The sequence below is a fragment of the Caballeronia sp. SEWSISQ10-4 2 genome (assembly GCF_030464885.1).
In the GTDB taxonomy this organism is placed as follows: domain Bacteria; phylum Pseudomonadota; class Gammaproteobacteria; order Burkholderiales; family Burkholderiaceae; genus Caballeronia.
The window spans coordinates 1-10,460 of record NZ_JALPRJ010000153.1 but is presented as its reverse complement, the minus strand read 5'-3'; the positions used below and the strand labels follow the sequence as shown (position 1 = coordinate 10,460).

Here is a 10,460-nt window from a genome sequence, read left to right as displayed (position 1 = left end):
GTTGGAAAAAGAAATGAAGTGCCGCCACGCACAGTGGCTAACAGTGATAAAGAAAACATCCAGCATATAACGGCTGCAGGCCTAAGCAGCAGCAACCCAACATCACCCCCGACCACCAGCCCCAAAAACCCCAATCAGAACCCCAAGTGCCAACACCCCCTCAGTGATATTGCCGAGCCATCACATCCAGCGCCAGCGGCTTGATCCTGTCAGCATGCCCCGCACATCCAAACGCCTCGAACCGCGCCACGCATAAATCCCTCGCCGCGGCCGTCGCCGCCTTCAGTGCATGACGTGGATCGAACTCACCCTTCGCCGTTGCAAGCGACCTGCGCATCGCCCCGGTCATCGCCAACCTGATGTCGGTATCGATATTCACCTTGCGCACACCATTCGCAATCCCACGCTGAATCTCCTCCACCGGCACACCATACGTCACCGGTATCTCACCGCCATGCTCACGAATAATCGTCAGCCACTCCTGCGGTACCGACGACGATCCATGCATCACCAAATGCGTATTCGGAATCAGCCGGTGAATCGCGACTATCCGGTCAATCGCCAAAATCTCGCCATCCGGCTGACGACTAAACTTATAAGCACCATGCGATGTGCCAATAGCAATCGCAAGCGCATCCACACCCGTCGCCTCCACAAACGCACTAGCCTGCTCAGGGTCGGTCAGCAAATCATCACGCGATAACCTGCCCTCCGCGCCCACGCCATCTTCCTCACCGGCCTGACCCGTCTCAAGCGAGCCAAGACATCCCAGCTCCCCCTCCACCGATACCCCCACCGCATGCGCAGCCTCGACCACCCGCCGGCTGACCTCGACGTTATAGGCATAATCGGCAGGCGTCTTCTGATCGGGCAGCAACGACCCATCCATCATCACAGACGTGAAACCGGAGCGGATCGCCTGCTGACACACCGACGGACTCGCGCCGTGATCCTGATGCAGCACGACCGGCAGATCAGGATGCGCTTCAAGCGCCGCAAGCACGAGATGACGCAGGTACGGCTCACCGGCGTATTTGCGAGCACCCGCCGATGCCTGCAAAATCACAGGACTACGCGTCGCTTCCGCAGCCTGCATGATCGACTGGATCTGCTCCATGTTATTTACGTTGAACGCGGGCACACCGTAACCATGCTCCGCCGCGTGATCCAGCAACTGACGCAATGCAATAAAGGCCATTTCGGACTCCGTTATATCCAGGTTAAAAATAACTCCGTAGAAACCTATGCGTTCAGCAAGCAACCCTGCTCGCTTCCCTGACCACGGCCTCTACCGTCAACCCGAAATGCTCAAACAACGCTTCAGCCGGCGCGGACTCGCCAAAACAATCGATCCCGACCACCCCGCCCTCCAGCCCCACATACTGCCGCCAGAACGCACTCACCCCCGCTTCGATAGCAACACGCGGCACATCTTTCGGCAGCACCCGGTCACGCCACGCCCGCGATTGACGGTCGAACACGGTGGTAGACGGCATCGATACAACTCGGGCAAAGACACCCTCCGCATGCAACGGTTCGATAGCCGCAAGCGCAAGCCCGATCTCCGAACCCGTCGCAATCAGCACCACGCGCTTCGTCACGCGACCCACCGGTTCGGGCCAGTCGCGCAGCACGTATCCGCCATTGGCGATTGCATCGATCTGTTCTTCATCGCGGGAAACAAACGGCAAGGCCTGGCGACTCAACAGCAAACATGAGGGACGGTCACGGTCGACCGCGCACACCCATGCCTGCGCCGTTTCGACGGTGTCGCAAGGGCGCCAGACATCGAGGCCGGGAATCATCCGAAGGCTTGCTGCATGCTCTATCGACTGATGCGTCGGGCCATCTTCTCCAAGACCGATGGAGTCGTGCGTAAAGACGAATACGGTACGGACCTTCATCAAGGCGGCCATGCGCAATGCGTTACGCGAGTAGTCCGAGAACGTGAGGAAGGTGCCGCCAAACGGGAGATATCCACGATGCAACGCCACACCGTTAAGCGCCGCGCTCATGCCAAACTCACGCACGCCGAAGTGCACGTAGTTGCCGGCCTGAAGCCCTTCATCTCCGGCTTGCACGGTAACGGCCTCCTTCCAGCGCGTCAGGTTCGAACCGGTCAAATCGGCCGATCCTCCCAGCAGTTCAGGAAGTGCCCGCGCTAATCCCTCTATGGCCTGCTGCGATGCCTTGCGAGTTGCGATCGACTGACCCGCGCGGTCGGCCTCCTGCACCAGCGAGAGAGCGGCGGCTCGCCAATGCGTAGGTAAAGCACCGCGCGAGCGCCGTTCGAACTCGGCCGCTTCATTGGGAAACTGCCGCCGGTACGCACCGAACCGAACGGTCCAGTCCACTTCGGCCGCCTCCCCGCGTTCACGGGCGTCCCACAGGCTGCGGATCTGCGCCGGGATCTCAAAGGGCGGATACGGCCAGTCGAGCGCACGCCGGGTCGCTGCAACCTCTTCAGCTGCGAGCGGTGCGCCATGCACGTCGTGTGTCCCGGCCATCGACGGCGAGCCTTTTCCGATCACCGTCTTGCAGCAGATCAATGTCGGTTTGCCGGCGGCACGCGCATGACGCAACGCGCGGTCGATAGCATCGACATCATGGCCGTCCACCTCGCGCACCACGTGCCAGCCATAGGCTTCAAAACGCGCGGGGGTATCGTCGGCGAACCAGTGAGCCACGTGGCCGTCGATCGAGATACCATTGTCGTCGTAGAGTACGGTCAGCTTGTTCAATCCGAGCGTGCCCGCCAGCGACGCCGCCTCGTGCGAAATACCCTCCATCAAACAACCATCGCCGACAAAAACGTAGGTTCGATGATCGACGATCGCGTGGCCCGGCCGGTTGAACTCGCGTGCCAGCAATGCCTCGGCAAGCGCCATCCCGACCGCGTTCGCGAAGCCCTGGCCCAACGGTCCAGTCGTCGTTTCAACACCCGGCGTCAGACCCACTTCAGGATGCCCCGGTGTCTTGCTATGCAGTTGCCGGAAGCGCTTCAGTTCATCGAGTGGCAAGTCATAGCCGGTCAGATGCAGGAGCCCATACAACAGCATCGAACCATGCCCGTTCGACAACACGAAACGATCGCGATCCGCCCAATCAGGATGACGCGGGTTGTGCTTCAAATGCCGGGTCCATAACGCGACGGCAATTTCCGCCATGCCCATCGGCATGCCGGGGTGACCGGACTTCGCCTGGCCGACGGCATCGACGGCCAAGAAACGCAACGCGTTCGCCATCAGCCGGGTTTGATCCCGGACGCCCGGCGGTGCGGATATTTCGGTGACGGCACTCATGGGATGCCTCCTTTAACGATAAAAACGAGAAACCGGAACGCTCAGGCGCGGGCGCGGCGATCGAGCAATTGCAGGATCAGCGGCGTGAAGATGAGCTGCATCGCGAGCCCCATCTTTCCGCCCGGCACGACGATCACGTTCGGACGCGACATGAACGAGTCGTGCAGCATGGTGAGCAAATACGGGAAGTCGATTCCCTTCGGCCGAGCGAACCGGATGACGACAAAACTCTCGTCGGCATGCGGAATCTCGCGTGCGGTGAACGGATTGGAGGTGTCCACGGTCGGCACCCGCTGGAAGTTGACATGCGTGCGCGAAAACTGCGGACAGATGTAGTTCACATAGTCCGGCATGCGCCTGAGGATGGTGTCGACCACCGCCTCGTGCGAATAACCGCGCAGGGTCTGATCGCGATGCAGCTTCTGAATCCACTCCAGGTTGATGATCGGCACCACGCCGACGAGCAGGTCCGCATGACGCGCGACGTCGACCTTGTCGGTCACGGCGGCTCCGTGCAACCCTTCATAGAACATCAGATCCGTGCCGGTCGCGACGTCCTCCCACGACGTAAAGGTGCCGGCATCCTGCTTGTAGGTCGCGGCTTCGGCATCGTCGTGGACATAGTGGCGAATCTGGCCGCTGCCCGTTTCGCCATAGTTGGCGAACAGTTGCGCAAGCTCTTCCAGCAAGTTGGCCTCGGGGCCGAAGTGACTGAAGTTACGCATGCCGTCGCGCTCGCTTTGCTTGAGCGCTTCACGCATGCCCAGGCGATCGTGTCGATGAAATGCATCGCCCTCCACGATCTGCGCGTTGATACGCTCACGCCTGAAAATATGCGTGAAGCTCTTCATGACGGTTGTCGTGCCCGCGCCGCTGGAGCCTGTCACCGCAATGATCGGATGTTTGACTGACATGATGAGTCTCCTGGTTCTCGTAATCGAATTCGATCAGGCGACGCTCTCAGACCGGTGCTTCGGGCAGAAACAACGACCGTTTGTTAAAGAGCGGCGACGTGTAGGGCTTGTCCTCACCGCGGTCATAGTCGGCGTGATAGCGGGCAATGCGCTCCACTTCATTCTTCGATCCCAGGATCACCGGCACGCGTTCATGCAGCGCGCGGGGCTGCACATCGAGAATCCGCTCGCGCCCCGTGGTCGACATTCCGCCCGCCTGCTCGATCAGGAAACTCATCGGGCTGGCTTCGTACAGAAGACGCAGGCGGCCCTGCATGGCCGGTGTCTTGAAGTCGCGCGGGTACATGAACACACCGCCGCGCATCAGGATGCGGTGGACCTCAGCGACCATCGAAGCAATCCAGCGCATGTTGAAATCACGTTCGCGGCAACCGCTGCGGCCGTCCTTGCATTCCTGCACATAACGACGCACGGGTGGTTCCCAGAAGCGTTCGTTCGATGCGTTGATCGCGAACTCGCCAGTGTCCTCGGGGATGCGAATGTCCGAATGCGTCAGCACGAAATTTCCGACCTCGCGATCGAGGGTGAAACCGTGCGTGCCGTTGCCGACCGAGATGACGAGCATCGTCGATGGGCCGTATACCGCGTAACCCGCGGCCACTTGCTCATAACCAGGGCGCAGGAATGCGGAGTCGATCGCGGCTGCCCCCGCCTTAAGCCCGGCGGGAACGCGTAACACTGAAAAGATCGAGCCGACCACGCCGTTGATATCGATATTCGACGAACCATCCAGCGGATCGAACGCCAGCAGATATTCGCCGCGCGGATACGCGGGCGGAATCGCATACACGTCTTCCATCTCCTCGGACACCATGCCCGCCAGCAGCCCGTCCCACTCGCAGTGCTGCAGGAAGATATCGTTGGTCGCGATATCGAGTTTCTTCTGCTCCTCGCCATGCGTGTTGATGGTCGTAGCCGATCCGTAGTTGCCGCCCAATGCGCCCTTGGTCAATTGAGCCGAGATGGTCTTGATCGAAGCCGCTACGTCGATCAGTAATGCCGACAATCCGCTGGCCTGAACCGGCGATGGATTACGGTCGAGGGTATCGATCAGAAACTTTGAAAGTGTGGTCCGTCCGTCCAGCATGGCGCACTCCTGGGAGGTGATTAAACTGGTCTGGGCGGCGGCGTGTCGAACACGCGGCTCGCGCGAATATCGGTGGCGGATAGCAGGGTCAGCGCGGCGGTATCGGATGGACCGCCTCCTTGCATCGCATCGGCGAAAATACGGCTGGCCTGGCGCAATCGTGCACGGTCGAGCGCATTGCGCACCGAGCGCGCGTTCGCAAAATTTGGCTGACGGATGCGGCGCGCAAGATACTCTTCGAACGCGGTGCGCGCCTCTGCGTCTAGGCGGTAGTGCATCCGCGCGAGCATGCCTTCGGCAATCTCGATCAGCTCAGCGACGTCGTAATCCGGGAAGGTGACGTGATGCGCGATCCGCGAGCGAAAACCCGGATTGCTCTGGAAGAAGGTTTCCATGCGCGACTCGTAGCCCGCAAGAATGACCACGAGGTCCGAGCGCTGGTTTTCCATGGTCTGCAAAAGAATCTCGATAGCTTCCTGCCCGTAATCGCGCTCGTTTTCCGGGCGATACAGGTAATACGCTTCGTCGATAAACAGCACGCCGCCCATCGCGCGCTTGAGCACGTCGCGTGTCTTGGGCGCGGTATGTCCGATGTACTGGCCCACGAGATCGTCGCGCGTAACCGAGACAAGATGCTTGCGGCGGATATAGCCCAGCCTGAACAACACGTCTGCCATGCGCAATGCGACGGTCGTTTTGCCAGTACCCGGATTACCTGAGAAACACATGTGGAGCGTAGGCGCGCCGCTCGCTATGCCAAGCGTTTCGCGCGCCCGCTCGACCAGCAGTTGCGCAGCAATCTCGCGGATGCGCGTCTTCACCGGCGTAAGCCCGACCAGGTCGCGATCCAGCTCGGCCAGCACGTCGCCCACCGTCGACTCGCGAAACAGCGCGACTAGATCGACACTTGGCATGTCCGATTTTTCGGCCGAGTCGTGGACCGGCAGATCGGCGGTGGCTGACGTCATCGTCTTCTCTCCAGTGGCTTGGGTGCTTAGCGGTTTGCTGGCGGCTGGTCATTCGAATAGGCCTTCATCGCGTAATGCTGCACGCGGCCTTGCACGTCCTGGCGTTCGAGGCGGAAGCCCGGCTCATCCAGCGGTCGGTTGACGATGAACGACAGCCGCATGGTCTCGAAGCCGCGCACGGAATCGAATGCATTGACCTTGATGTAATGCTGCGGATAAGTCGTGCGGCAAGCCTTGACCTCCTGCATCGCGCCGGCTGGATCTTTCAAGTCGAACATCGGCAGGCCCCACATTTCCCAGTAGGTATTGCGCGGATGCGGGTCGTCGGTGAACTCGACCGAGCAAGCCCAACCCTGCTGCAACGCGTAGTCGATCTGCAAGCCGATTTCCTCGTCGGTCAGTTCCGGAAGAAAAGAAAACGTGCCTTGGGTGATTCGCATGGTTGACCTCTTGTTCAATGGATTGCTTAAAGGCTTAAAGCATCAGACCGGAGTCGGCGTAGCGGCAAAGTCGGGCGTGTCCGTGGACGCATAATTGAACGTCACGTCCCGCCAGGTATCGAGCGCCTGCTTAAGCGGCGTGCACCAGCGCGCCGCGCTTTCCAGTATTTCCGGTCCTTCGTGCGCGATGTCGCGGCCTTCGTTGCGCGCCTTCACCATGACTTCCAGCGCCACGCGGTTGGCCACGGCGCCCGCCTGGATACCGGAGGGATGCCCGATCGTGCCGCCGCCGAACTGCAGGATGCAGTCGTCGCCGAACAGGTCCAGCAACTGGTGCATCTGCCCTGCGTGAATGCCGCCGGACGCGACCGGCATCACCTTGCGCAGACCCGCCCACGGTTGCTCGAAGAAGACGCCGCGTGACAGGTCTACCGGATTGCTCGATTCACGCAACACGTTGTAATAGCCCTGTACCGAAAGCGGATCACCTTCAAGCTTGCCGACAGCCGTGCCGGCATGCGCGTGATCCACCCCTGCCATGCGCAGCCATTTCGCGATTACGCGAAACGAAATGCCGTGATTCCGCTGGCGCGTGTAAGTGCTATGTCCTGCGCGATGCAGATGCAGGATCATGTCGTTCTTGCGGGCCCAGCGCGCCATCGACTGGATCGCGGTCCAGCCGATCACCAGGTCGATCATCACGATGCACGAGCCGAGTTCCTTCGCGAATTCGGCGCGTTCATACATTTCTTCCATCGTCCCGGCCGTCACGTTGAGGTAGTGCCCCTTGACTTCGCCAGTGGCGGCTTGCGCCCGGTTTACTGCTTCCATCGAAAAGAGGAAGCGGTCGCGCCAGTGCATGAATGCCTGCGAGTTGATGTTTTCGTCGTCCTTCAGAAAATCGAGGCCGCCCCTTAACCCTTCGTACACGACCCGTCCATAGTTCTTGCCCGATAGTCCGAGCTTCGGCTTCACTGTTGCGCCGAGCAGCGGGCGTCCGTACTTGTCGAGCCGCTCGCGTTCGACCACGATGCCCGTCGGCGGTCCCTGAAAAGTCTTCAGGTAAGCAACAGGCATGCGCATGTCCTCGAGCCGCAGCGCTTTCAACGGTTTGAAGCCGAACACGTTGCCGATGATCGACGCCGTCAGGTTCGCAACCGAGCCTTCCTCGAAGAGGTCGAGGTCATAGGCGATATACGCGAAATACTGCGGTTCCGCGCTGCTGGAAGCAGGCACGGGATCGACGCGATACGCCTTGGCGCGGTACATATCGCAGGCGGTGAGGCGATCGGTCCAGACGACGGTCCAGGTCGCCGTCGACGATTCCCCGGCCACTGCCGCCGCGGCTTCTTCAGGATCGACGCCCGGTTGCGGCGTGATGCGAAACAGGGCGATCACGTCGGTGTCCTTGGGAACGTAGTCGGGCTGCCAGTAGCCCATCTCGCGATACTTCATGACGCCCGCCGAATAGCGGGAACGCTGGGTCGACGCGTTGGATGCCGGCTCGACAGCGGCCTTGGTGAAGTCGTTCATTACGTTTCCTCGAGAGTGAAGAACGCGCTGCCGGAGCAACGAAGCGCGTGGTGACCAGGCGGATGAAAAGTGAAAGGGGCCTGCGCTGTGATTGCAATGTAAGCGCGACCCGTCCCGAGGGGAATTCACGATTTTCTTCGTCAGGCTTAAGCGATCCGTTAACGTGGGGTACTCCCTAAGGCCGCGTGCCGGAACGTCGTGGGACACTTTGCTGCGGTTCCGCGACAGTCAGGCGCATTCGCCATTGCGTCATCCCGCCGGCGTGTTCCGTATGCGTTCCAAACAAGACACGCGTGTTTTGGCACGCTGCTTGCGTGTGGTGTTTGCCAGCGCGGCGTGTCGCTGCGGAGTTACGTTGCATTGCGACAATGCGTTGCGTGGGCATTCCGTTGGATAACTTGATGGAGACGACTATGCAGTGGACGACACCGAGCTACACCGATATGCGTTTTGGTTTCGAAATCACGATGTATATCGCAACGCGTTAAGTGCGTTGAGTACCAGGCGCCGCCGTCGGCCCGTCGGTGTTCACAGGTAACTGACGTGCGGCTTAGCGTGACCGGTTAGCTGGCTTGCAGTTGACGAGAGCTGCCGCGGCTGACGGAGAAGTTGATAAACCGCCGGTTCCTAGTGCGTCGCCATGACCAGCGTTGCCCGCCATGATTTACGAAACGATCGTCACGACTGCGGCGCACGATGGCCGGCCTCACATCGCGCCCATGGGCGTCCGGTTTGAGGACGGCTTGGCAATTCTTGCCCCGTTTCGCCCCTCTACCACGCTGGATAACATCGTCGCCACGCGCGCAGCCGTGATCAATTTCACGACTGACGTGCGGGTCTTCGCGGGGTGCGTCACGGGTTACTCAAGGGACTGGCCGACGCTTGCCGCCACGCGGGTGAACAGCGCGCGGCTGGCGGATTCTCTGGCGCACACGGAACTTGAACTGGATACGTTCCAGGACGACCCGCAACGTCCGGTGCTGCGGATGAAAAGCGTATTCAGCGAGACGCATGCGCCGTTTGCCGGCTTTAATCGTGCGCAGGCTGCGGTGGTCGAAGGTGCGATCCTGGTGAGCCGGCTGTTCATGTTGCCCGCCGATAAGGTGGACCACGAAATGGCGTACTTGCAGATTGCCATCGACAAGACTGCGGGTGAGCGGGAGTACATTGCGTGGGACTGGATTACGGCGGCGGTTGCGCGTCATCGCGCGGGCGCTGCGCCATCGCATGAGTTGAACACGTCGACGTCCGAGCGGCGTTGAATCATTCCGGAGCCTGTCATGACTGCATTGCTTGCGAGCGTTCGCTCGTCTGAAGAAGCGCTCGATGCCGCGCAGGCCGGGGCTGAACTGATTGATCTGAAGGAACCGGGGAGTGGCGCGCTGGGCGACGTGTCCTTGCCCGAGATTGTGCGGATCGTGGCTATGTTGCGCGCGACCTATCCGGTGAAACCGATCAGCGCGACCATCGGCGATGTGTCGACCGAGGCGATCGACGAGATCACGGAACGGGTGCTTGAAGTCAGCAATACGGGTGTGGATTATGTGAAGGTTGGCGTGACGCCTGGGGCTGCGGCACGGCGTTGCCTGGTTGAGCTCGCGAACTTGCCAGCGGCGGTCATGCCGGTGCTTTTGTGCGATGTGGGTATCGATGTGGAGCTGACTCGCTTTGCAGCGGAGTTGGGCTTTGCGGGAATTGTCTTCGACACTGCCATCAAGGACGGCCGCACGATTTTCGATTGCGTCGAGGCGGATACGCTGGCGGTTTGCTTGCGAGCAGCCGGCAAGCATGGGGCGATGACTGGATTGGCGGGGTCTCTTGGCTGGCCGCAATTGGCGGAGATTCGTGAGCTGGCGCCGGATATTGTGGGGTTTCGCACGGCGTTGTGTGAGGGAGGGCGTGCCGGGCGCCTAGATCCCGTGCGGGTCGCGCAATGGGCGGATGCGTTGCATCGGAGTGTGGTCGCGGGTGCGCTTGGGGGTGGTTTGGGTCTTTCAGTGCTCGATGGTCAGGGGTGATGCCGGGTTGGTGCTTTCGGCGTTAGTGGGCTGCGTGGCTAATAGTGATAAATAGAATAACTAACATATACCGACCGAGCGCCGGGGGTGTAATTAGTTTTGTGTAAACGGTCATTTGGCAGGAGACTGCCAGCATCT

The 10,460-nt window shown here is 60.6% G+C and carries 10 protein-coding genes; 3 read left to right on the top strand and 7 right to left on the bottom strand.

The window, feature by feature from the left end; genetic code table 11:
* Nucleotides 1-160: 160 nt before the first annotated feature.
* Genes fba through M0D69_RS42305 form a run of 7 tightly spaced genes read right to left on the bottom strand, consistent with a single transcriptional unit; the run spans nucleotide 161 to nucleotide 8,304 of the window.
* Complete coding sequence (gene fba / locus M0D69_RS42335) at nucleotides 161-1,198, bottom strand: class II fructose-bisphosphate aldolase (protein ID WP_301787751.1); 1,038 nt, start codon at nucleotides 1,196-1,198, stop codon at nucleotides 161-163.
* 52 nt (nucleotides 1,199-1,250) lie between these two features.
* The gene (gene tkt / locus M0D69_RS42330; RefSeq protein WP_301787750.1) at nucleotides 1,251-3,302 is read right to left on the bottom strand and encodes a transketolase; all 2,052 of its coding nucleotides are present in this window, start codon (nucleotides 3,300-3,302) and stop codon (nucleotides 1,251-1,253) included.
* Between the two features lie 41 nt (nucleotides 3,303-3,343).
* Nucleotides 3,344-4,216 (bottom strand): phosphoribulokinase, encoded by an 873-nt coding sequence (locus M0D69_RS42325; RefSeq protein WP_301787749.1) that lies wholly within the window; start codon nucleotides 4,214-4,216, stop codon nucleotides 3,344-3,346.
* A 46-nt stretch (nucleotides 4,217-4,262) separates the two neighbouring features.
* The gene (locus M0D69_RS42320) at nucleotides 4,263-5,363 is read right to left on the bottom strand and encodes a class 1 fructose-bisphosphatase (RefSeq protein ID WP_301787748.1); all 1,101 of its coding nucleotides are present in this window, start codon (nucleotides 5,361-5,363) and stop codon (nucleotides 4,263-4,265) included.
* Between the two features lie 20 nt (nucleotides 5,364-5,383).
* Nucleotides 5,384-6,331 (bottom strand): CbbX protein, encoded by a 948-nt coding sequence (gene cbbX / locus M0D69_RS42315; protein ID WP_301787747.1) that lies wholly within the window; start codon nucleotides 6,329-6,331, stop codon nucleotides 5,384-5,386.
* Between the two features lie 26 nt (nucleotides 6,332-6,357).
* Nucleotides 6,358-6,771 (bottom strand): ribulose bisphosphate carboxylase small subunit, encoded by a 414-nt coding sequence (locus M0D69_RS42310; RefSeq protein WP_301787746.1) that lies wholly within the window; start codon nucleotides 6,769-6,771, stop codon nucleotides 6,358-6,360.
* A 42-nt stretch (nucleotides 6,772-6,813) separates the two neighbouring features.
* Nucleotides 6,814-8,304 carry a form I ribulose bisphosphate carboxylase large subunit gene (locus tag M0D69_RS42305; RefSeq protein ID WP_301787745.1) on the bottom strand — a complete coding sequence of 497 codons (1,491 nt, stop codon included), beginning with the start codon at nucleotides 8,302-8,304 and terminating at the stop codon, nucleotides 6,814-6,816.
* Between the two features lie 413 nt (nucleotides 8,305-8,717).
* Here M0D69_RS42305 and pqqA point away from each other — a divergent pair, with 413 nt between their 5' ends.
* From pqqA to M0D69_RS42290, 3 genes are all read left to right on the top strand, one after another.
* Nucleotides 8,718-8,792 carry a pyrroloquinoline quinone precursor peptide PqqA gene (pqqA, locus tag M0D69_RS42300; protein ID WP_013342881.1) on the top strand — a complete coding sequence of 25 codons (75 nt, stop codon included), beginning with the start codon at nucleotides 8,718-8,720 and terminating at the stop codon, nucleotides 8,790-8,792.
* A 171-nt stretch (nucleotides 8,793-8,963) separates the two neighbouring features.
* Nucleotides 8,964-9,566, top strand: coding sequence for a DUF447 domain-containing protein (locus tag M0D69_RS42295; RefSeq protein WP_301787744.1), 603 nt, complete (start codon nucleotides 8,964-8,966; stop codon nucleotides 9,564-9,566).
* A gap of 18 nt (nucleotides 9,567-9,584) precedes the next feature.
* The gene (locus M0D69_RS42290) at nucleotides 9,585-10,322 is read left to right on the top strand and encodes a (5-formylfuran-3-yl)methyl phosphate synthase (protein ID WP_301787743.1); all 738 of its coding nucleotides are present in this window, start codon (nucleotides 9,585-9,587) and stop codon (nucleotides 10,320-10,322) included.
* The last annotated feature ends 138 nt before the right edge of the window (nucleotides 10,323-10,460 follow it).